The organism is Mesorhizobium sp. RSR565B, from assembly GCF_054719465.1.
Genome location: NZ_JBTTIE010000001.1, coordinates 5,821,643 through 5,842,560, shown reverse-complemented (window position 1 = coordinate 5,842,560; position 20,918 = coordinate 5,821,643). Strand labels below are relative to the sequence as shown.

Sequence of the window (20,918 nt, the reverse complement as noted above, 5' to 3'; positions counted from 1 at the left end):
AAAGGCAAAGCCGACAACGATCATGCCATGTCCCTCTCACTGCCGACTTAGCAAAGGCTCTCGCAAGGAACGCCGTCCTTGTCGCGGTCGAGCTTGCCGCCCCAAGAGCAGTTGGCCAAGTACCAATTAGCCTCATCGCACGAACTGATCTGGGGACAAGTTCGCCGCGGCTGACAAGAATAGCTCTGCGCCACCTGCCCATTGCTCATCATGCCGAGTGGTTGTTTTGCAGACGGCCTGGTGGTGCCGTTCGCATGCTCTACGCGCCAATCCCATGGCGCCTGAAACGCCCCAGCCCACAGACCGACCTTCGCTGCCTGGGCCTTCGCCTGCTGTCCTGCGTAGGCTCCGTGGCTGTAGCGCGGCCAATCTAGTGCCAAGCCCCGCTCGACAAGCCAGCTCTGGACGTTGCGACCGTCGGCGCGATCGCAATCCCCAACAAGCCGGCCGTACCGGTCTCGGTTAACAAAGCTGCAGTGCAACGGACGCGATGCAGCCAGGAACTCGTGCAAGGCTTGGGCAGCATGGCGCCCGCAGGCGTATTCGAAGCCCTTACCGTCGTCGCAATATTGCTTACTCTCGGGCGCATCGATGCCGTTCAAGCGGATGCGCTGTCCGTGGATCTCGATCGTGTCGCCGTCGATCACAGACGCGACACCGGCGATCGGCGCCGGCTTCGAGCCGAACCAGTTCGATGCATTGATCTCTGGCAAACTTTCGCTGTGCTGGATGGCGGTTTGCGCGACCAGAGCGCCAGCCGCTACCGCAGTCACCAAAATCAGGCGCCGCGGCACATTCGCCCATCGGTGCGCACGGCTATGCTTGGCACCGGTTCGCTTTCGCCAGCGATCAGATCGATTGTCGTATCGGTATTTGTCCACGCCCTCTTCCCCGCAGGGAGGATGCGACTGTTTCAACGAAGAGTCCAGAAGACGAGACGCGCGGAATGCTAGCCCGGAAGCCGATGCGTGCCGACGCCCTCGACTTCGATCTCGGTTAAGGGGGTTCGATGACCTGTTGGGGTGCATTCGGCTGTCGGGCCTGACCGGCGCGCTCCCGAAGGTGCGTTCACGCGGGAAATCCGGCCTTTCTGAAGCCTGACGTGAAAAGCTCGAGGTCGACTTGGTCGGCGAACGGGAGACGTGAAATCAGCCGGATAGTCAGGTCATGTTTCCTCATCAGTGCTTCCTGAACTTCAGCACGCGCCTTCTGCGTCTCGCCCAAATGTGCGTACGCCGCTGCGAGAAAGGCATGAATGAAGAATTGGTCGCCGGCCTTCTGATACGAACCGACGGCCTCCGAGTACCTTCTTAGCAGGAAGAGGGAGCTGCCCTTCACCTCCCAGAACCATATTGGAGGTAACGGGTCGCGCAGCAGCGCAGATTCGAGCACGTTCAGCGCGCTCTCGGCCCGGCCGCCGTAGTTGAGCCAGCTTGCGTAGTCCCCCGCTATGTTCACGTCCAACGGGTTCAATGAGCGCGCTTGCTCGAAATGCACTCCCGCGTCGCTGTGCTGGCGCATGTGCGTAAGCACCAGGCCCATGCTCTGGTGACAGACGCCATCGCTCCTGTCGAGAGCGAGCGCCGTTCGTGCCGAGTCCCAGGCGTTCTGTAGCGTCCGCGGATCGTGGTCGTACCAAAATCTGCCGACAAGCGCCTGCGCGAGGAAGGCGTGGCCTTGAGCGAACGTCGCATCGAGCTCGACACACCGGACGAATAGGGGCTCGGCCATGTCCAGTTCATACCGGTAGAACTGTGCGCGCCCCTGCAGGTAGCAGTCGTATGCATCCCAATCGGCCGGAGGCTTGCGTCTGGTCCTGCTCGTCGAATCGGCCTCCGCTTGGCCTTCGACCATCGAGGCGATGAGAGCCGCAACCTCGTCTTGCAATGCGAAGACGTCGTCGAGGGCCCTGTCGTACCGTTGGGCCCACAGGTGGGTACCGGTGGTAGCGTCAATCAACTGTGTGGTGATCCGAATGCGATCACCGAGCTTTCGTATGCTGCCTTCGACGAGGTAGCGAACTCCGAGTTTGCGATGGACTTCGGCAATGTCCAATGCCGGATAGCGAAACTGAAAAGATGAATTCCGCGCGATGACAAGGAGGGAGCGGAACCTGGCCAGCTCCGTAATTATGTCCTCGGTTATGCCATCGCTGAGATACTGCTGGTCCTGATCGCCGCTCAAATTGGCAAAAGGCAGGACCGCAATCGACGGCTTGCCGGACCCTGGTATCGGTCTGCGGGATGCGCTCGCCACCGGCTCGACAGTCCCGATGAAGCGGTAGCCGACGCGAGGCACCGTGGCGATCCACTCGCCGCCGTTGTCAGCCGGACCGAGTGCCTTTCTCAGTGTCGCTATTTGGACCGTAAGGTTGCCTTCCTCAACGGCGGTTCCCGGCCAGGCAGCGTCCATCAGTTCGGCCTTGGTCAGGATCTCGCCGGGCCGGGCCGTAAGCGCAGCAAGCAGCGTCAGCCCACGATGCCCAACAACGATCGGGATCTGCTCTTTCAGGAGCGTCCCTACGTCGGGATCGAGTACGAACGGACCAAAAGCGATGCGTGTCCCCTGCATCTGGGCATATTAGACGTTCCGGCGGTTTTCGGAACAGTGTCGGCACCCCTTTAATCCCGGGGTCGCTTTCGAGGCCTATGCCCAGAACGCGGCCACCTGTCCATCGATTAGAAGATAGCGATCGGGCGCTGGCCGCTGCGCGCAAATGTCCGGAGTGGCTACCCCGACTGCGTATTGGCCTGCGCCGCTGATCAGAGATAGGGAACCGCAGAACTGACCGGAGCAAGGCTGGCGGTAAAGCATTGATATTGCTGTTGTGAATCTAGGGATTTTGGGAGGTACTCCCCAGCTTCGGAGAAAGATGGGCATTCGGAGAGCAGTTTGGGCGGGAACGTTGTGTCCGCTCTCCCCAGCTTTCGGCCGCACATCCCGCAAACGCCCGGCTTCCGGGAAGCCATGAAGGGATCGGAGAATGGTTAGAACCTCGAAGGTGGTAGAGGATCAAGAGTTCGAACCCTCCGGGATTATCTGCTTTTTAAAGAAATTTCCGCGTCTTCAGCGGCAGGTAGGCGCGGGAAGGATAAGCGACCCACACGGCACTCTCCTGCGCCCCGACGCTGATCTTCCAACCAGGGAGGAGTTGGACAAGCCTTCCGCTCTTGATGTCCTCATCCGCGCACCCTAACCTTTCTTCAATTCACGAAGCAGTAGCGGTTGTGCGGGGGCACGCCAGTATGACAAGCGAACGTCAGCACGAATACGAGTTGGGACATTCGGAAAGAGAACTGAGAAGGCTGGCGACGCAGGCGGCATTGGTTGACCCGATGACCCGGGATTACCTGCGGCGAGCTGGCCTTCGAGCGGGAATGCATGTCCTTGACGTGGGGAGCGGCGCTGGCGATGTCGCCTTTCTCGCGGCTGATATTGTCGGACCCACAGGTCTTGTTATCGGCTCTGACAGGTCGGCGGAGGCTCTTGACGCTGCTCGGGCGAGAGCCGCGCAACGTGGTTTGGAGAATGTAATCTTCCACCAGTGTGATCCTGCCACCTTCACTTTCGATATAGCGTTCGACGCTGTTGTTGGCCGATACGTCCTAATGTTCGCGCCCGATCCGGTCGAGATGTTGAGAGGGGTTGCGCGGCATCTTGGTCCCGGGGGCGTGATGGTATTCCACGAAGTCGACTGGACTGGCGCTGCCTCGTTTCCCTCCGTCCCAACGTACGACAACTGCTTTCGGTGCATTGTGGAGACATTTCGTCGTGTAGGGACCAACCCCAACATGGGCCTGCAGCTCCATGCGACCTTCGTAAAAGCCGGGCTGCCGGCCCCTAGCATGGCGGTAAGTGCTCTCGCCGGAGGTGGATCAGACAGTATGAGCGGCATTGATCTGATCTCCGATCTCGCAGCGACCATGGCTCCGGTCATGGAGCAGATGGGCGTTATCGCAGCTTCAGAACTCGGTCCCGAAACGCTGCAAGATCGAATTCGCGCCGAGGCTTATGCAAGCGGAAGCGTGGTGGTCGGCCGATATGAGGTGGGCGCCTGGTCACGACGAATGTAGGCACCACGGTCATGCGCCCGAGCTTCCCTCGTCCAGCCCGCTCGAGCTGAAATTAACCGCTCAACGATGGAGGCGGAGAAGGCGCACTAGAGCCGTCCGACCGCTGCAGCGATAGCGCCATCAAGACAGCGCTGCTACCTCAGGGCAGCAGGTGAATTGCCACAAGCTCGATGATCAGCAAAACGGCGCACACCACGCCCGCAAGGGCATAGCCTCTCCAATACGCGCGGATGTCCTGATCGGTTTGGAATGCTTCTAGCCAGAGCCCATCGGGGGAGACGCCAATGCAAATGGGGATAGGCATCGCGGCTGGCACGATTGTATTAGGTGCTAAAGCATCTCTGCCCAACATGCAGGCGGCTCTCTGACCGCGAAGCGCTAACTAATGGCGAAAGCCCCTCATGGAAATATCGCCGGCCTGTCCTGATTGTCTCTTTGGTTCTTTCAAACTGGGCAATGGCGTGTCGCCGCAGGAGAGCGGGACAAAGAACAACATCGTCGGTGTACGATCTGGAGCTCGCTGCCGACCAGGTCATAGCTGGCTCCGGCGCTGCCAAGACCTGGTGACACCGGTCTGGCCGCTGGCGAAAATATGCGATGCTGTTAAACTTAGCCCGTGTGAACACGCATGAACGGGGGCTTTGTGCCGGTATCATATGACCTCATTGGCAAGACAGCCGTCGTAACCGGCGGAGCAAAGAGTATCGGCAAGGCAATCGTAGAGCGCCTTGTAGCGTCGGGTGCTGCAGTGCACGTGTGGGATCGAGATCAGATCGAACTGAAGGGTGTGGTGTCTACGAAGGTCGATATTACCAGCCGCGATCAGGTAACCCATGCGATCAACATGATCGTCGGTCGTGGCCAGCGTATAGACGTTCTGGTTAACAACGCCGGTTATCTAGGAACCCTTCACCCGTTTGACCAACACGAACCTGCAGACTGGCGAAGCATCATCGAAACCAATCTGATCGGCACGATGCAAGTGACGCAGTTGGTTTTGCCCCACATGCGAAAATGGGGTGTTGGCCGCATTGTCAATATGGGCTCTTTGGCGGGCAAGGAAGGACTTGCCAACCTTGCCGCCTATTCAGCCTCCAGCGCAGGTATCGTAGTCTTCACAAAGGCGCTTGGGCGTGAGGTCGCCAATACAAACATACGCGTGAACTGCGTCGCTCCTGGGCCAATCGATACGGACATGATCCGAAACCTCGGGGTCGCAGCTGTCGAGACAATGGTCGCCGATAGTCCAATGAACCGGCTCGGCCGGGTCGAAGAAGTTGCCCACATGGTGGCCTGGCTGTGCTCGGACGCCAGCAACTTCAATACCGGCGCGGTATTCGACATGTCGGGTGGGCGGGCTCGCTACTGAGCGCCGACCATCTCGGTGCTTTCAGGCGGCCCCGCGTCACCGTGGACCAAATATTCCCAACCCCTAACGCGGACCTATGTGATCCCCTCATGGCAACTCTGCGGTACGAGGTAAGGCGGGAACTAGATGGGACGTGGACGGTGTTCGACGTGTTCACCGGGCTGCCGGCTATTGTAGCGGGCCACCCATCTATCGACCTTCCCGACATGGAGTATGCCGAAGAGCTGGCAGCCATCCTGAATGCCAACGACCTGAAGCAGAGGCTATCTCATGGGAGGTTCCCCGGAGGGTTCGCCTGACTAAGGTGGCATGACAAGTTAGCCATTCAACCAGCCTCCGTACTGCTCATCCAGGATGGCTCGTCCGATTCTGAGCAAGTATTTGTTATTGAACTGACGCGTAAATGGAAAAGTTCGTCCGTCGCAGCGCTCGGTGTGGATGGCTTCCCGCTGCCGACAGACGGCAAACGCCTTGGCGTCGAGAATGCCATCATCGACGGCGAAATAGTCATTCTCAACCAAGCCGGCCTTTCGGACTATCAGGCGCTGCGACAAGGCCATAATCCGCCGCCAGCATGAGCTGTACTTCGTCGCCTTCGATCTCCTCCACTTGAATGGTCACGATCTGCGGGACATGGACAGGACCGGCGTAGCCAGAGGCGAGGTAACTATGGACATCGACGAGTTCCGTGCGACCCTTCAGGGGTAGAGCCCCCGGCGAATCTTGGGATGGCGCTCCACGCTCTATGGTGGGATAGACAGGGCGATTGGGAGCGGGCGCATGAGTGTGTGCAGGCCAACGAATCTGATCCGGCCTCTGTATGGGTTCATGCCTATCTGCACCGCAAAGAAGGCGACCTTTCTAATGCAGCCTACTGGTACCGCCGCGCCGGGCAGCCTGTGGCAACTGACAAGCTAGACGCAGAGTGGGAGTCGATTACAGAATCACTTCTTGCAGGATAGTGAGGGTCGCCCAAGGGGCAGCGTAGCGCCTCATCGCCCCCGTAGAGGCGAAACTCACCTCCGCCCATAGGCGGCGCGATCAACTGAGCCGACGACAGGTTCTCGGTGTTCGGCGAAGCCGTCGCCCCGCACAGACCTCAAAACTTGGGTGGCAGTCATGCGCTGACTGGCTCACTGGGATTAGCGGGTCAAGTGGTGAGTTGCTCTGCAGCTTACTAGCTGATGTAGATCATCGTTGAACGTCGGCTTTTTGAAGTTGGAGAGCGTGAAGCTGCCAGTCATCTGAGCACACTGCAGGGTCTCATAGGTCGCACTTCAGGGTATACCCCCAGGCGACGTAACTTATCCGGCGCGGTCCAGCGTAACATTTGGGCCCGCCACCGCCCGTTGTGACATGATGGGCCAAGCCTAAACCTCGATGTACAATGGCGATAAGCTGATACCTATGTTCGGCCTTAAGCGACCGTCCGCTATGCGCGCGTCACGTCGGCCATAATGCAACTTCGCCTCTGTCCGGCAGCAGTTAGAGCAGAACAATGCAGTAGGGGCGACTGCGCAGGACATCGCCCTTGACCCTTCTGACTGACTGGTTGAGAAGCGCAAGCAATCAAGGCGCTACCACCGTGCTGCCCTGATCGCAGGGTCGCAGTGCCACCGACCGTCTGCAATTTCTTTAGATCTCGGATAGGTTTTGCCGGTATTTGTCGGGAAAAGGAGCCGAAGTGATGACCGACATCTGGCATTCACTCCTCGCCAACCTTGCCCTGGTCTCCATTCTCGTGGTCGCCTGGGACCTTGTGGCGGATTTCACCGGGCGTCTCTCGCGGCGGATGCAGTCGCTGCTTCTCGGCTTGGTCATGTGCGTTGGCGCGGTCATCTCCATGGCGACGGCCCTGTCCGTCTCCGGCTTCGTCGTCGATCTGCGCGCCGCCTTCATTGCTGCGGCCGCGTTCTTCGGCGGATGGCCGGCAATGCTCATCGCCACGGCCGGCTCCATTGTCTATCGCGCCCATCTCGGCGGGCAGGGTGCAGGTGCTGGTGTCATGGGTATCCTCATCACCGCAATCGTCGGCATCGCGTGGCACCACATCGTCGCGGCCCGATCGCGCACCATGTACGACATATTCGGTCTTAGCGTAACGGTCGCTCTCGCCGGGCTTATCACGCTCCTGGTCATCCCAGCGCAAGCGCTCACCGGTCTTGTGCAGCAGAGCACGTTCCCGTCCCTCGTGTTCCGCTTCCTAAGCACAATCATCATCGGCGTCCTGCTCGACCGGCAGCAGCGCCGGCGGGAGCTCTTGATGTCCAACATGACCTACCGGGCCATGGTTCGCGAACTGCCGGATTGCCTGAATATAAAGGATGTCGACGGCCGCTTCATCGCCGCCAACCCCGCCACCGCCGAAATGGTTCGCGCCGCTTCGGTCGACGATCTGATCGGCAAGACGGATTTCGATTTCTACCCCAGGGATGTAGCCGAGCGCTTCCGGCAAGATGAGATGGGCGCGCTGGAGGCCGGGCAGACGTTGCGGATTGACCAGCCGGCGCTTTTCCCGGACGGCCGGCAAGGTTGGCTCTACACGCTCAAGGCCCCCTTCCGCGACGAGGCGGGCAACATCGCTGGCGTCATCACCTACAATCGCGACATCACCGAGCAGAAGCGCACCGCCCAGCTCAAGAACGATTTCATTTCCACGGTCAGCCACGAATTGCGCACCCCGTTGACCTCCATCCGCGGCTCGCTTGGCCTGATCGCGGCCGGTGTTGCCGGCGAACTGCCGCCGAAGGCCGCGAATCTCGTCAACATCGCCCACACCAATAGCGAAAGGCTGGTTCTCCTCATCAACGACATTCTGGATATCGAGAAGATCGAATCGGGCGTGATCACCTTCAAGATCAAGCAGATGTCTGTCCGTCAGGTGCTAGAGCAGGCCATTGCCGCCAGCTCCAACTACATGGCTGACAGCCGGATCAAGATCGTTCTGATCGACGATGCCCCACGCGCTGAGGCCAACATCGATCCGGATCGCCTGCATCAGGTGATGGCGAACCTTCTGTCGAACGCGATCAAGTTCTCGCATGCGGATGGCACCGTCACGGTGAAATTCCAGCGTCGTGACGGCGACATGCTGCGTATTTCCGTCATGGATCAGGGCACTGGCATCCCGGAGGCTTTCCGCGGCCGTATATTCGGAAAATTCGAGCAGGCGGACGCTTCCAGCACCCGTAAGGTAGGCGGCACCGGCCTGGGGTTGAGCATCGTCAAGGCCATCACCGAAAAACTGGGCGGAGCCATTTCGTTCGAAACCGAGGAAGGCAAGGGAACCTCGTTCCACCTCGACCTTGCAGAAGCACGCAGGCACCACCCAAGGCCGTATCCGCCACCGCACCTGACGCGGAAGCCCGATGGCCGCCTACGGGTTCTGATCTGTGAAGACGAATCCGACGTCGCCGCCGTGATTGCGGCACTCTTGGATGCGGAGGGCTTTTCCAGCGACATCGCACCCGATATCGCCACGGCAACGGCGCTTCTGAGGTCCCGCGAATACGTGGCCTTGACCCTCGACATCAAGCTGGCGGGGGAATCCGGTATCAAGCTCTTCCACGACATTAGGGCATCGCCGGTCAATTCCGACATCGCGGTCATCGTCATCTCCGCCGTTGCCGATGAGGCCAGGGGATCGCTGAACGGCAGCGCCGTCGGTATTGTCGACTGGCTGGAGAAGCCGGTGGATTCAAAGCGGCTTCACGCCGCCCTTGCCAAGATCCTTGCTGGCAGGACCGAGCAGAGGCCGAAGATTCTGCATGTCGAGGACGACGAGGGCGTGCTTGCGGTGATGTCGGAGGGGTTGGGTTCGGGTGTCTCAATCAGTTCTGCGAAGACCCTCAAGGACGCCCGGGAGGCGATCGGCCGGCATCGCTTCGATCTGGTGATCCTGGATATTGCACTCCCCGACGGATCGGGGTTGGACCTGCTGGCCGATCTGCCGCTCGAGACTGGGGTAATCGTGTTTTCGGCGGCGGAGCTAGACCAGAAACTAGGTGATCGCGTGCAGGCTATCCTGACCAAGACCAGGGCGTCGGAAATCGATGTGGCAAAGCTGGTCAGGAGCATGTTGGTTTCGTCCCGCACCCAACCTGCCGCGCACCCCAAGGAGTGACGCTCATGCCCGCAAGGATTCTCTATGTGGATGACGAGGACGATATCCGCGAAATCGCCCAGATGTCGCTGGAACTCGAGCCGGAGTTCGAGGTGCTGTCCTGCCCGTCCGGCGCGCAGGCGCTCGCCGATGCCGCCGAATGGCGACCCCACCTTATTCTGCTCGACGTGATGATGCCGGACATGGACGGACCAGAGACGCTGCGGCGCCTGGCCGAGTCTGGGGCGACGGCTTCGATACCCGTGGTGTTCATCACCGCGCGCACCCAGACGCATGAGGTCGAACGCTACCTGGCGATGGGGGCGGTAGGGGTTATCGCCAAGCCGTTCGACCCGCTTGCGCTTGCCGGTGAAGTCAAAAGATTGCTTCGACCGCGCGCCTGAGCCGACCTTTGGCTTGGGCACCGAGCGCAGTCTGGCTGCAGACTGAGCGACGCCGTTCACGGCTCCTATACCATGTCTCCTTATTCATCTACTGATTGTGCCGAGGTGCAGGCGTAGCGAATCAGGTGGTCTATAATCGCCTGGCATCGGCAGACGTCGATGAGAGTTGAGAACTGTTTCTCTGCATGAGCCACGTTGGCGGATGTGGTTCATGGATTGATCACTCCGGGGGGCGACGGAACCGGAGCAAGGCGGTTGAACGGAGCGAAGGCAAGAGTTCTGATTTGCGATGACGATCCCCTCTTGATCGAACTGATGGAATTCAGGCTCAGGGCAAAGGGATACGAGGTCATCAAAGCAGTAGACGGGGCGGAAGCGCTCTTGAAGGCGGAGCATGAGGCGCCCGATATCATCGTGCTCGACGCTATGATGCCCAAGGCCGACGGCCTGGAGGTTCTTGCCCGCATAAAGAGCGACCCGGCTTTGTCGGAAATCCCGGTGGTCATGCTGACCGCCCGCAAGGGCGAAAAAGACATCGTCTCGGCCCTTGAGAAGGGGGCCGACGACTACCTAGTGAAACCCTTCATTCCCGAGGAACTCCTGGCCCGGCTTGCGCGTCTATTGGCGCGGAAGAGCGGGAAGCGCTGATGAGGCGCGGCCGGTGCGCCATGGTTGCAGCATGCGTCTTCCTGGCGGTTGCGGCAGCGCCCGCCGCGACGCTGGCCCAGACGGTCGAGGAACTGTACGCCTCCGGCGTCAAGGCCAGACAGGCCCAGCATTTCGACGAGGCGGCGCAGCTGCTTAGGCGTGCGCTGGCGCTCAAGCCGGACAATGCCGACGCCCTGGTGCAACTTGGCTTCACCGAACTTGGCCGCAACAATCTGCGGGCGGCGCGTGAAGCGTTTTCCAAGGCGCTTGCGATTGCGCCGGAATATCTGGATGCCAGCTTCGGCATGGCTCAGGTCGAGTTCCGGTCGGGCAATCTGGACGCTGCCCTGCCGCTGGCCGAAAAAGTCTCGCGTGCCCAGCCCGACAATGCCGATGCGAGTACGCTTGTCGCCAGCATCCACAAGGCCCAGCAAGCCGGTAGCAGCAAAGCGAAGCCTGCGACCGTGAGGAAGAGGCTGCGTCCGCCGCGGCCGGATCCCGTCGCCGGACTGATGGAGAAGGGCCAGAGATTGCGGGCGGCGGGACAATTGCCCGAGGCGCAGAACGCCTACCGCCGAGCGCTGCGGCTGGCGCCGAAAAACACCGACATCCTGGTCGCCATGGGTCTCGTGGCTGGATCCCAACAGAAATTCGACGAAGCCGGGAATTTCTTCGACCGGGCGCTGGCCATCAGGCCCGGACTTCTCGACGCCCGTTTAGGCAAGGTCCGTCTAGCGATCTGGCAGAACGACGTGCCGCGCGCCCGCACAATGATCGATGATGTGCTTGGCGCTGAACGTGACAATACCGAACTGATCGCTCTCGATGCGCGGATTTCCATGCTGGAGCAGGATTACACGCAGGCCGAGCAATCGTTTCTGCGGGTGTTGGCGGTCGATCCGCGCAACGCTGAGGCGCTTGTGGGGATCGGCGATCTGCGCCGAGGGCGTGGCGACGATGCTGGCGCGCGAGACGCCTACCGCCAGGCGCTTGCCCTCGACCCCGGCTCGCGCGATGTCGAGCAGAGGCTCGCCGCGCCGCCGCCACGCAAATGGCGGTTCGATCTGGGCAGCGAAGTGAGCGATCTCACCGACGGGCTTGGCGAATGGACCGACAGTTCGGCTGGCCTAGCATATCGGCTCAGCGCGCAAACGACCATTTCGGGCCGCACCCGGGTGGCGACCCGCTTCGGCCACACCGACTTCCAGATCGAGGGCCGCATCGACCAGGCTTTCTCGCCCACTGTTTCAGCGCATGCGCTGGTGGCTGCGACGCCGGATGCCGATTTCCTTGCGCGCTACTCGATCGGAGCCGGCGCTTCATGGCAGATCCTCGCGGCCGCCAAAGCGTTTGGCCCGTTCTCGCTTAACGTCGATACCCGTTATGACAATTTTGCCAACACCGAGATCACCACCATCTCGCCCTGGGTGCAGGCCTATGTCCTGGGCGGCCAGCTCGGGCTTTCGGCGCGATGGGTGCACGCGGCCGACGATATCGGCACGCGCGCCGATGGTTATGTCCTGCGAGTCGATCTTGCAGTCACCCCTAGCGTCAATGTTTTTGGTGGTTTTGGGGATGCCCCCGAGATCTCCGACGGCACGCTGGTGCCTACGCGTACCGTCTTTGGGGGCATCTCCTGGGACGTTTCCGACCCGCTGACGCTGCGCAGTAGCCTCGCCCATGAGCAGCGCCCGACATTCGATCTAACCACATTCGGGCTCGGCCTGACTGCGCGGTTCTGATCATGTTGTACGTCTGGTACCTGTCCATCCTGCTCAGTGCCCTTTCCCTGGTGATCATGCTTCTGCTGATCGGGCGCCGGGTGCTGCACGAGCGCCGGGGGACGGCGGGCGCCGATCAGCGGCGCCTTCTTCTAACGGCGCTGATCGCCTTCACCGAAAATCGCGATCGCGAGGCATTGAAGACGGCGCTGCTTGCGGTGCCGGCAAGGGTGGCGATCGATGCCGGCTTCGAGTTTATCTCGCTGCTGCGCGGCGAGGAGCACGACGAGCTGCTTTCAGCCTTCAACGAATGTGGCCTGCCGACCCTTGTCGGCACCCAGCTTGAAAAGGGCAACGGCGCCGAACGCATCCACGCGGCCGAGATGCTGGGGGCGCTGCGTTCGGACGACGCGGTGGCAAACCTGCTTTCGGCGCTCGATCGCGACCGGTCGCGCGAGGTCAGGATCGCCGTCGCCATTGCGCTGTGCGATATCGGCGCCCTGCCGCCGCTGGTCATAACGCTACGCAAGATCGGCGTGGCGGGGCAGCGCTCGCGGCGCGTCATCGAGCTTTTCAGGCGCTTTCCGTCAAAGCGGTTCGACGAGCTTGAGGATTACGGCAGCCGTGAGGACGCAGTGCCTTTTATCAGGGCGGCGGCAATCGATGCGCTTGCTCGCAACGGAGGCCTCCGGTTTGGTGAGTTCTTTGCTCGCGCGGCTTGCGATCCGTCACCGGAGGTCGCCGCAGCCGCATTGCGGGCACTCGGCCTGACGGGACATGCCAATGCGCCGGCCATCCTGGCCAAGGCGATGGAAAGTGGCGGCTGGGATGTGCGTGCCGACGCTGCCGATGCAGCGGGCCGCCTCGGCCTGTTTGAACTCGCCGCGCCGCTCGCTCAGCTGATGGACGACGAGGCATGGACCGTGCGCTATGCGGCCGCTAACGCATTGCGCTCGCTCGGCCAGCAGGGAGAACAGGTGCTGCGCGAGATCGCCGCCAGCGAGGTCTCGCGCCGCCAGCGCACGGCCTCACTGATCCTTGCCGAGGGGCCGGCCGCGTGATGTTCGACTGGAGCCAAGAGATCGTCCTGGGTGCCTCCATCCTGTCCTGGTTCATTATTGGGGCAGGGCTGGCGCAGACGGCGGTATACCTCCTGCAACTCATCATTGCCGCCTACGCGCTGTCCAAGCGCCCGCCGGTCGCGCGATCGGCCCTGCTGTGGCACCGTTACGGCGACGTCGCGCCGCCGATCGCGCTGCTGGTGCCTGCCTACAATGAGGAAGTTAACGTAGTCGAGAGCGTGCACTCGATGCTGGCGCTCGAATATCCGAATTTCGAGGTGATCGTCATCAATGACGGCTCGAAGGATCAGACTCTGCAGCGCCTTATCGAAGGCTTCAAGCTGGTGAAATTCCACCGGCCTTATGAGGACGCCCTGGCGCACAAGCCGATTCGTGGGCTCTATTCCTCGTTGATTACCGAACGGCTGTTCGTGGTCGACAAGGAAAATGGCGGCAAGGCCGATGCCCAGAATGCCGGTATCAATGTCTGCCGCGCGCCGCTGTTTTGCGTGATCGATGGCGATTCCATCCTCGAGCCCGATGCGTTGATGCGTGCCGCGCAGCCCTTCATCGACGATCCAGAGCGCACCATCGCCGTGGGCGGCACGATTCGGATTGCCAACGGCTCCAGGATCGAAGGTGGGAGGGTGCGCGAGGTCCGGCTGCCGCGCCGGCTATTGCCGCTGCTGCAGGTGGTCGAATATTTGCGGGCCTTTCTCATGGCGCGGCTTGCGTGGAGCCGCATCAACTCGCTGATGCTGGTGTCCGGCGCCTTTGGTCTGTTTCGCCGCACGGAAGTTGTGGCGGTTGGCGGCTTCACCAGTGGGTCGATGGGTGAAGATTTGGACCTCGTGATCAAGCTGCATCGCCACATGATGGACACCAAGCGAAGATACAGCATCCAGTTCATTCCTGAGCCGGTGTGCTGGACCGAAGCGCCGGAGTCACTTCGCGTTCTGGCAAGGCAGCGTACGCGCTGGCAGCGCGGTGCGCTCGAATGCTTCTTCCGTTACCGCTCCATGCTCTTCAACCCCCGCTATGGGCGCGTTGGCTTCCTTGGGTTTGGCCACATATTGATTGTCGATGTGCTGGGGCCGATATCGGAGGTGCTGGGCTATGTGCTGATCCCGACCTTCTGGCTGCTCGGCATCCTTTCGACCGAATATCTCTTGGCATTCACGTCGCTGGTTTTCACCTACGGGGTTTGCGTGAGCGTGTGTTCGCTGGTCCTCGAAGAGGCCGAGCTTCAACGTTTTCCGCGCGCGCGGGATCTCGCCTTGCTCACGGCCGTGGCTGTGATCGAGAATTTCGGTTACCGCCAGCTCAACAATCTCTGGCGCGTGAAGGGATGGTGGCAATATCTGCGCGCCGACCAAAGCTGGGGCGAGATGACCAGGACCGGCCTGACTGGCCCCAAGAAGTGAGTCCAGCCAGTTGAATCACCGCAGCGTCCGCTCGATTTCAGTTATAAGCGCATCGAGCGCGGCATGCACGGCTCCGTCATCCGCCCGCTCGATCAGCGATGTTTCCAGTGCCGATGCCTGCACGCTGACCTCCGCAAACCCGAAGGTTCCCGCGGCTCCAGCGAGCGAGTGCGCCGTCCCAATCAGCGAGTCGTTGGAGCCCTTCAAAAGGGCTGTGTGACGCGCCGCCTTCAACTCCGCTAGTTGAGCGGCGCACCGGGCCAGGAAACGTTGCCGTAGGGGGGCGAAAGGATCTTCCAAAATGGGAGGCGCTCCACGGCCAGGTTTCAGAGGTATTCAAGCAGAAAATTCGGTGGAGTAAAACGAGCTGCTTGGCACGTCAGAGCGGACTAGAGTGGGCCGTGCCCCAACAAACGGCAGCTTCGCGCCTCATCTCGGACACTCAAGCAGGATTGAGCACTTCCTGAAAGCTGACGTATCTCGATGGCTGGTTGTCGGTCCCTAACGGCTAGCGGCCCTAGAACTGGGTAGTGTGCTGAGAGTTCTGCAAATTCGCTGAGAGAGGGCGGTCATGGCAGGCTGGTGATGTTCAACGTCACCGATTCCCTGGAAGGAACGCCACCATGACCAAGACAGAAGGTAAATCGACCAGCGCTGCCGTCAAAGACATTCTGCTTTCGAACCCGGAGGGGCTGCACGAAGTGATCCGTGCGGTAATGCAGGAGGTTCTCGAGGCCGAGATGGAGGAGGCGCTGGGTGCTTCGAAGGGCGAACGCACACCTGAGCGCCTTGGGTATCGCTCGGGTTACTACGGCCGCACCCTGGTCACCCGGGTGGGCAAGCTTGAGCTGCGGGTTCCACAGGACCGGGCGGGTCACTTCTCCACCGAGCTGTTCGAGCGCTACCAGCGTTCGGAGCGGGCCTTGGTTGCGACGCTTGCGGAGATGTATGTGCAGGGCGTGTCGACCCGCAAGGTCAAGGCGATCACGGAAGAGCTGTGCGGTCATGCGTTCTCGGCTTCGTCGATCTCGGCCATCAACAAGCGCTTGGACGAGAGCCTGAAGGCGTTTGCCGAACGACCGCTTCAGGAGCCATTCCCCTACCTCATTCTCGATGCCCGCTACGAGAAAGTGCGCGAAGCCGGCATCGTGATGAGCCAGGCGGTGCTGATCGCGGTCGGCATCGACTGGGACGGGCGCCGGCAGATCCTGGCCGTGGAGATGGCCAATCGCGAGAGCCGCTCGGCCTGGAAGGACTTCCTCGTCGGCTTGAAACGACGCGGTCTCAAGGGCGTCGAACTGGCCGTGTCCGACGACCATGCCGGCCTGGTCGCGGCGATCGGCGAGGTGATCCCGGAAGCAGCATGGCAGCGCTGCTACGTCCACTTCCTCAGGAACGCGCTCGATCACCTGCCCAGGAAGCACGGCGACGATTGTCTGCAGGAACTGCGCTGGCTCTACGACCGGCGCGATCTCGCCAAGGCCAAGCCCGATCACGCCGCGTGGCTGTCCAAATGGTCCGCCCGCTACCCGCGGCTGACCACCTGGGCGGAAGAAGCCATAGAACAGACGCTGACTTTCTTCCGGCTGCCGCGTCAGCATCACAAGCACCTCAAGTCCACCAACATGCTTGAACGGCTCAACGAGGAAATCCGCCGGCGCACCTATGTCGTGCGCATCTTCCCGAACGCCGAAAGCTGCCTGCGCCTGGTCAGGGCGCTGGCCGTCGAAACCAACGAAAACTGGATGGAGGCCAACCGCTATATCAACATGGATGATCTGCGCGAGCACAAGAAGCTCGCTCTACGCCAAGCCGCATGACCAGTTTCATGATCGCCCATTTTGCAGAACTTGCGCACACAACCTAGAACTGACGAGTCGGATGACGTGAGGGACGGCTGCTACCGGGCCTGAGGGTCCACATTCCTTTGGTCAAGGCGTGCTGGGCGACAGCACCCAGGGAAACTGCTATGCGGTTGTGTGCCGAGCATTCGTAGGGGCGAAGCTAGGGAACAAAATGCGCGAACGGCAGACTCCGCTCTATACGCCTTTTGGGCCTGCCATGACGGCGTTGGAAGTGGCACGTGGCATCGACCTTACCGGGCACGTTGCAATGGTGACCGGTGGTTCTTCCGGGCTTGGCTTGGAGACTGTTAGAGTGCTTTCTGCATGCGGGGCTAGCATCTGCGTGCCCGCGCTTGACCCAATTGCCGCCCAAGCCGCTTTGAGCGGAATTGAAGGGGTAGAGGTCTGGCCCGTTAACTTGATCGATCAGGTTTCAGTCCAAACCTTTGCCACCACCTTTCGCGATCGCCGAAGACGACTTGATATCCTGGTCCTAAATGCGGGCCGGGCTTCACCAGATTACCGACCGGTCGATTTCGCCGATGCGCGCCCGGCCGGTTAGCGCCATTGCCATCTCGAAGTCACGGCGAAGCAGGTTGACGCAGTGGGCTACCCCCTCGGCCCCAGCCGTTGCTAGGGCGTAGACATAAGGGCGGCCAATCATGACAGCGCTTGCCCCTAGCGCAATCGCCTTCAAAACGTCGGTGCCACGCCTAACGCCGCCATCGAGGACGACGGGGATCCGGCCGGCCACCCGTTCCGCGATGGCGGGCAGGGCGTCGATGGCTGCCGGCAGTGTGTCGAGGTTACGCGAACCGTGGTTCGAGACGACGATAGCATCTGCACCAGTTCCGATGGCTTGCTCGGCATCGTCAGGATCGAGGATACCCTTCAGGATAAGCGGCAGGGTTGTCAGCGAACGCAGCCAGGCAATATCCGCCCAGGTCGGCATGGCCCGCTTTTGCGCAGTGCCAACTTTAAGCACGCCGGTGTTCCGGTCCTTGAAGTACGGCGTTGCAATGCTATCGGGCATTTTGAAGCCTGCCCGGAATTGCCGGCGGCGATCGCCTGGCGTTGGCAAGTCGACCGTCACGCTGATCGCCTTTGCGCCCAGTGCCGCCATGCGAGATACGAGTTCGCCATTGAAACTGCGATCGCTTTGCCAATAGAGCAGGAACCATACTGGAGACTGGCTCTCCGCTAAGCAATCCTCGATTGCCGCCGTCGCCGTAGTTCCCACAATGAACACCGCTCCCGCCACTCCGGCGCCGCGCGCCGCGGCCACCTCACCTTCCGGATGCGCCAGCCGCTGATACGCTATTGGGGCCAGGATGATTGGATGGGGCAGCCTTTGCCCGAAGAGTGTGATCGCGGTATCAAGTCTTGTGACATCGCGCAGCACACGCTGCCTCAACTTGATGCGGTCGAATGCGGCTTCATTGTCACGCTTGGTGATTTCGTCGCCAGCACCCCCGGCAATGAACTCGTAAACCGCATGCGGCAACACCTCTCGCGCAGCTGGTTCAAAATCCGCCAAGCCGAGAAACCGGGATTCGATGTCAAGTGGCACTGACCAGTCCGATCGGTATCTGAAAAAAGTCGGCGATTTCACAAGCAACATTGCTGCAAATTGCTGCAATCCGCAAGGCGGCGGCACGACGCGCAGGGTCTGCGAGTTCCCGTCAACGGAGTTTCCGGGACATGATGCACATTTGTTGGCCGCTGGTTCCTATCCATAAGATGTCGCGGCCAATCAAGACTTAGCGGGCGCTTCCGAGCAGCGGCGTCGCGGACCGTCATAGGAGGGCAGACGGCGCCCCGATGGCTGCCAAACAGGCTCCTGAGCCAACACTTTAAGACCCGCCACAGCTGAAGCGATGCTAGCCGAACGTTCAAGCCGCCGGGTTACACCCCCGGCGGCTTTTGGTGGCTCGACGGAACCACTCAGGGAAATGCGTTACGCAGCGATGAGCCAAGCTCCGTTCACCGGCTTTTTGTACATTAGCGGAACCTGAAATTTGGGAGCATGTTGATAGAACGGCAGCGAGTGGGTGTTCGCTGCCGGTCGAGGTCCCGCAAGACTCGGCCGGGCTCGCACCACCTCGCCGGTCGGTGCGAGCCCACCGTCGCGCGACCAAGCGAGCTTCCCATTCTCCGCCCCTATTTAATACTAGGGGACGGTGGTTTCACCATCACGCGCAATTGCATCTGGTCGATCGTTGCGACGATCGCAGCCGCCAGCGCTTCCGCCTCATCCATGAGCCCCGCCCCATAGAGACCGTTCACCGCTTCCTCGCTAGGCAGCACGCCGGGCGGGCAGTGGTCCTCGATTGTGCGCCGGATGAGCGTCAACGCTGCCCGGCATTCGTCGGCTTCGATCTTCATAACCACTGAAACATTCACTTTAGCTAAAATGTTCCGGAACCGATTTCAGGTTGGCGGCTTGAGACGGTGAGGGAAGAACACCAGTCATGCCCATCAGACGAAAAGCTGTGGATGCCGGGATTTTTAAGCCTGCCGAATTGGCCTTGCTAGGGCGCGTTTTCGAGCAGCTTAAACTCGTCGACGACCAATCACCCGATGCGCAGGGCCGGTTGGCCTCTCGGATCATTGCCAACTACATGGCCGGGATAAAAGATGAGGCCGAACTTCTCTCGCTTTCGAAGCAGCCGTTAGGGCGGTAAGGTCGGGAAAGCTAGAGCTTCACCAGCCGCACAACATCAAGCGCGACCGTCACCACCGGGCCACCCAGGCTTACCGTTACGGCGTCCTTCTCGACCCGTGTGACGCTGCCGATCAGTTCGATGGTCTGACCTTTGACCACCTTCGTGGTGCTATCCCGAACGGAATGCGGAAATCCGTAGGTCGGTATCGACACGCTGATCCTGTCGTCAGTGACGCGTCGAATAATGGTGGCGTCGATCGCCACCTCATCGCCGATGTCGAGATCCCTAGCCATGCACTGGAGTCTGGTGCGTCCGTCTCACGGGTCAAGTAGCGGAACCTAATATGCGCTTTGAACTTATCGGCTGATGAGCACACGCGGTATCAATTTCCTCGATCGCTGGATCGGTAACAATCTCCCCGAAACGGCGAAGGCCGTCACGGTTTCGATCAGTGAGTACACACACAATTGTATGCCGACGCTAAGGCGCTGGGGATCAGGCGCGAAGAGATCGACGAAGAAGCTGACAGCCTATATCGAACGCTTGTCGATGCTGTGGCGCACTTTGATCCTGGCTTGACCGAATGAGTGTTCGCGGCAGGAAGTTTCGCGACAAATGGGTAGCCGAAAGTTGCCCATTATGGCGCGAGGCGATCCGATCGCCGCCAGCGGATTGGCAGAGGAGGCTCATGCCACCTGTGGGCACCTGCTCATGCCCGCAGCCGATTTGACTGCCAACTGTGGCAGAAAAACAACTACCCCTAGCGGCGCGCTCTGCTACCAAAGGGCAGGTCAGGAGATGCCTATGAAGACGCTGCTTCTTGGTTTGTCGTTGTCTCTGATAGGGTCCTCTTCGGCGTTTGCTGCCGATGCCGTCCTCGAAGAAGTCACCCCAGTTTTTAGCTGGACAGGTGGGTATATCGGTCTTCAGGCAGGCTACGCCCGGAGCGACGGGAATATACGCCAACGCAGCGGCCGGGGCTTCGTTGAGACAGATCCTGACGGGTTCCTTGGCGGTGTCTACGCCGGTTACAGCTATCAGATGCCGAGCAATATCGTCATTGGTGTGGAACTGGACGTCGTGTATGCGAATGTTGATGGCAGCGGCCAAATATTCGCGGCTCCAGGTCTCCCGGTTCCGGGCGGCATCGCGATCGAGGAACTGAATTGGAGTGGGGCGGCAAGACTTCGCCTAGGGTATGCCGTCGATCGCTTTCTGCCCTATGTCGCGGGCGGCATTGCATATGGCGGCATCGACACAAGCAGTAATACCGTCTCAGGTTCTTTCGGAGATACATTCACAGGATGGACGATAGGCGCCGGCTTGGACTACGCCATGACCGACAATCTTCTCCTGCGGGCCGAGTACCGCTATACTGACTTCGGCACTGAAGCGTTGCCAAATGGGAAGGTTGATTTGAAGACCAACGAAGTTCGCTTCGGCATAGCCTACAAATTCTAGTCCTCGCAATTCCCAATAGAAAAGCCTGCCGCTTGCCGCGACGGGCGTTTCTTTGTGCACCGTTAATTCGGGGGACCGTGGCATCTGCATGAAGATGGCCGGCGCCGCAATGGGAGCATTGCCTGATCAGCGCCGGCCGGGCGGT

21 protein-coding genes are annotated in these 20,918 nt (G+C 60.6%); 14 read left to right on the top strand and 7 right to left on the bottom strand.

All coding sequences use genetic code 11. The annotated features are described in order from the left end of the window. Positions 1–47 precede the first annotated feature (47 nt). Both ACYG9R_RS28270 and ACYG9R_RS28265 read right to left on the bottom strand, forming a co-directional pair. On the bottom strand, positions 48–881 hold the full coding sequence (locus ACYG9R_RS28270; protein WP_245260165.1) for a thermonuclease family protein: 834 nt from the start codon (positions 879–881) through the stop codon (positions 48–50). Between the two features lie 187 nt (positions 882–1,068). Beyond that, on the bottom strand, positions 1,069–2,571 hold the full coding sequence (locus ACYG9R_RS28265) for a winged helix-turn-helix domain-containing tetratricopeptide repeat protein (RefSeq protein WP_023713672.1): 1,503 nt from the start codon (positions 2,569–2,571) through the stop codon (positions 1,069–1,071). 674 nt (positions 2,572–3,245) lie between these two features. Here ACYG9R_RS28265 and ACYG9R_RS28260 point away from each other — a divergent pair. From ACYG9R_RS28260 to ACYG9R_RS28250, 3 genes are all read left to right on the top strand, one after another. Then, positions 3,246–4,073: a methyltransferase domain-containing protein gene (locus ACYG9R_RS28260; protein ID WP_023713670.1), complete on the top strand. Its 828-nt coding sequence runs from the start codon at positions 3,246–3,248 to the stop codon at positions 4,071–4,073. A 628-nt stretch (positions 4,074–4,701) separates the two neighbouring features. Further along, positions 4,702–5,442 (top strand): SDR family NAD(P)-dependent oxidoreductase, encoded by a 741-nt coding sequence (locus ACYG9R_RS28255; RefSeq protein WP_023825276.1) that lies wholly within the window; start codon positions 4,702–4,704, stop codon positions 5,440–5,442. An 89-nt stretch (positions 5,443–5,531) separates the two neighbouring features. Further along, positions 5,532–5,741 carry a hypothetical protein gene (locus ACYG9R_RS28250; protein WP_023713668.1) on the top strand — a complete coding sequence of 70 codons (210 nt, stop codon included), beginning with the start codon at positions 5,532–5,534 and terminating at the stop codon, positions 5,739–5,741. Positions 5,742–5,759: 18 nt separating this feature from the next. Here the strand turns inward: ACYG9R_RS28250 and ACYG9R_RS28245 are convergent, their stop codons facing one another. Continuing rightward, positions 5,760–6,002, bottom strand: coding sequence for a hypothetical protein (locus tag ACYG9R_RS28245; protein ID WP_196813651.1), 243 nt, complete (start codon positions 6,000–6,002; stop codon positions 5,760–5,762). 1,127 nt (positions 6,003–7,129) lie between these two features. Between ACYG9R_RS28245 and ACYG9R_RS28240 the strand changes: the two genes are divergently transcribed. From ACYG9R_RS28240 to ACYG9R_RS28215, 6 genes are all read left to right on the top strand, one after another. After that, positions 7,130–9,565 carry a hybrid sensor histidine kinase/response regulator gene (locus ACYG9R_RS28240; protein ID WP_023825190.1) on the top strand — a complete coding sequence of 812 codons (2,436 nt, stop codon included), beginning with the start codon at positions 7,130–7,132 and terminating at the stop codon, positions 9,563–9,565. A 5-nt stretch (positions 9,566–9,570) separates the two neighbouring features. Further along, complete coding sequence (locus ACYG9R_RS28235) at positions 9,571–9,948, top strand: response regulator (RefSeq protein WP_023723445.1); 378 nt, start codon at positions 9,571–9,573, stop codon at positions 9,946–9,948. A 255-nt stretch (positions 9,949–10,203) separates the two neighbouring features. After that, entirely contained in the window at positions 10,204–10,596 is a 393-nt protein-coding gene (locus ACYG9R_RS28230) for a response regulator transcription factor (protein WP_023713663.1), read from the top strand. Beyond that, positions 10,596–12,338 (top strand): YaiO family outer membrane beta-barrel protein, encoded by a 1,743-nt coding sequence (locus tag ACYG9R_RS28225; protein ID WP_023825192.1) that lies wholly within the window; start codon positions 10,596–10,598, stop codon positions 12,336–12,338. The genes ACYG9R_RS28230 and ACYG9R_RS28225 overlap by 1 nt, the downstream gene beginning before the upstream one ends. Positions 12,339–12,340: 2 nt before the next feature. Next, positions 12,341–13,378 (top strand): HEAT repeat domain-containing protein, encoded by a 1,038-nt coding sequence (locus ACYG9R_RS28220; protein WP_023825193.1) that lies wholly within the window; start codon positions 12,341–12,343, stop codon positions 13,376–13,378. Continuing rightward, complete coding sequence (locus tag ACYG9R_RS28215; RefSeq protein ID WP_023825194.1) at positions 13,378–14,802, top strand: glycosyltransferase family 2 protein; 1,425 nt, start codon at positions 13,378–13,380, stop codon at positions 14,800–14,802. Before ACYG9R_RS28220 ends, ACYG9R_RS28215 begins: the two co-directional genes overlap by 1 nt. A 15-nt stretch (positions 14,803–14,817) precedes the next feature. Here the strand turns inward: ACYG9R_RS28215 and ACYG9R_RS28210 are convergent, their stop codons facing one another. Next, positions 14,818–15,102 carry an Hpt domain-containing protein gene (locus ACYG9R_RS28210; protein WP_023713659.1) on the bottom strand — a complete coding sequence of 95 codons (285 nt, stop codon included), beginning with the start codon at positions 15,100–15,102 and terminating at the stop codon, positions 14,818–14,820. A gap of 323 nt (positions 15,103–15,425) precedes the next feature. Here ACYG9R_RS28210 and ACYG9R_RS28205 point away from each other — a divergent pair, with 323 nt between their 5' ends. Further along, complete coding sequence (locus ACYG9R_RS28205; RefSeq protein WP_023825196.1) at positions 15,426–16,622, top strand: IS256 family transposase; 1,197 nt, start codon at positions 15,426–15,428, stop codon at positions 16,620–16,622. 196 nt (positions 16,623–16,818) lie between these two features. Further along, a complete protein-coding gene (locus tag ACYG9R_RS28200; RefSeq protein ID WP_081726971.1) occupies positions 16,819–17,208 on the top strand; it encodes an SDR family NAD(P)-dependent oxidoreductase in 390 nt (129 codons plus the stop codon). On the opposite strand, the gene ACYG9R_RS28195 is transcribed toward ACYG9R_RS28200, so the two are convergent. Further along, the gene (locus tag ACYG9R_RS28195) at positions 17,158–18,216 is read right to left on the bottom strand and encodes an alpha-hydroxy acid oxidase (RefSeq protein ID WP_031199964.1); all 1,059 of its coding nucleotides are present in this window, start codon (positions 18,214–18,216) and stop codon (positions 17,158–17,160) included. The two genes, ACYG9R_RS28200 and ACYG9R_RS28195, sit on opposite strands and share 51 nt — an antisense overlap. A 590-nt stretch (positions 18,217–18,806) precedes the next feature. After that, entirely contained in the window at positions 18,807–19,031 is a 225-nt protein-coding gene (locus tag ACYG9R_RS28190) for a hypothetical protein (protein ID WP_023825198.1), read from the bottom strand. An 86-nt stretch (positions 19,032–19,117) separates the two neighbouring features. On the opposite strand from ACYG9R_RS28190, the gene ACYG9R_RS28185 reads away from it, so the two are divergent. Next, positions 19,118–19,330, top strand: a complete 213-nt coding sequence (locus tag ACYG9R_RS28185) for a hypothetical protein (protein WP_023713651.1) — start codon at positions 19,118–19,120, stop codon at positions 19,328–19,330. An 11-nt stretch (positions 19,331–19,341) separates the two neighbouring features. On the opposite strand, the gene ACYG9R_RS28180 is transcribed toward ACYG9R_RS28185, so the two are convergent. Continuing rightward, positions 19,342–19,605 carry a hypothetical protein gene (locus ACYG9R_RS28180; RefSeq protein WP_023825199.1) on the bottom strand — a complete coding sequence of 88 codons (264 nt, stop codon included), beginning with the start codon at positions 19,603–19,605 and terminating at the stop codon, positions 19,342–19,344. Positions 19,606–19,779: 174 nt separating this feature from the next. On the opposite strand from ACYG9R_RS28180, the gene ACYG9R_RS28175 reads away from it, so the two are divergent. Further along, positions 19,780–19,899, top strand: coding sequence for a DUF768 domain-containing protein (locus ACYG9R_RS28175; protein ID WP_460221863.1), 120 nt, complete (start codon positions 19,780–19,782; stop codon positions 19,897–19,899). Between the two features lie 217 nt (positions 19,900–20,116). Further along, a complete protein-coding gene (locus tag ACYG9R_RS28170; protein WP_245260158.1) occupies positions 20,117–20,773 on the top strand; it encodes an outer membrane protein in 657 nt (218 codons plus the stop codon). Positions 20,774–20,918 lie beyond the last annotated feature (145 nt).

Coding starts and splice junctions, on each gene's coding strand:
- ACYG9R_RS28265 (WP_023713672.1), bottom strand. CDS start 2,571: ATGCAGGGGACACGCATCGCTTTTGGTCCGTTCGTACTCGATCCCGAC.
- ACYG9R_RS28260 (WP_023713670.1), top strand. CDS start 3,246: ATGACAAGCGAACGTCAGCACGAATACGAGTTGGGACATTCGGAAAGA.
- ACYG9R_RS28255 (WP_023825276.1), top strand. CDS start 4,702: ATGAACGGGGGCTTTGTGCCGGTATCATATGACCTCATTGGCAAGACA.
- ACYG9R_RS28250 (WP_023713668.1), top strand. CDS start 5,532: ATGGCAACTCTGCGGTACGAGGTAAGGCGGGAACTAGATGGGACGTGG.
- ACYG9R_RS28245 (WP_196813651.1), bottom strand. CDS start 6,002: ATGGCCTTGTCGCAGCGCCTGATAGTCCGAAAGGCCGGCTTGGTTGAG.
- ACYG9R_RS28240 (WP_023825190.1), top strand. CDS start 7,130: ATGACCGACATCTGGCATTCACTCCTCGCCAACCTTGCCCTGGTCTCC.
- ACYG9R_RS28235 (WP_023723445.1), top strand. CDS start 9,571: ATGCCCGCAAGGATTCTCTATGTGGATGACGAGGACGATATCCGCGAA.
- ACYG9R_RS28225 (WP_023825192.1), top strand. CDS start 10,596: ATGAGGCGCGGCCGGTGCGCCATGGTTGCAGCATGCGTCTTCCTGGCG.
- ACYG9R_RS28220 (WP_023825193.1), top strand. CDS start 12,341: ATGTTGTACGTCTGGTACCTGTCCATCCTGCTCAGTGCCCTTTCCCTG.
- ACYG9R_RS28215 (WP_023825194.1), top strand. CDS start 13,378: ATGTTCGACTGGAGCCAAGAGATCGTCCTGGGTGCCTCCATCCTGTCC.
- ACYG9R_RS28205 (WP_023825196.1), top strand. CDS start 15,426: ATGACCAAGACAGAAGGTAAATCGACCAGCGCTGCCGTCAAAGACATT.
- ACYG9R_RS28200 (WP_081726971.1), top strand. CDS start 16,819: ATGCGCGAACGGCAGACTCCGCTCTATACGCCTTTTGGGCCTGCCATG.
- ACYG9R_RS28190 (WP_023825198.1), bottom strand. CDS start 19,031: ATGAAGATCGAAGCCGACGAATGCCGGGCAGCGTTGACGCTCATCCGG.
- ACYG9R_RS28185 (WP_023713651.1), top strand. CDS start 19,118: ATGCCCATCAGACGAAAAGCTGTGGATGCCGGGATTTTTAAGCCTGCC.
- ACYG9R_RS28180 (WP_023825199.1), bottom strand. CDS start 19,605: ATGGCTAGGGATCTCGACATCGGCGATGAGGTGGCGATCGACGCCACC.
- ACYG9R_RS28170 (WP_245260158.1), top strand. CDS start 20,117: ATGAAGACGCTGCTTCTTGGTTTGTCGTTGTCTCTGATAGGGTCCTCT.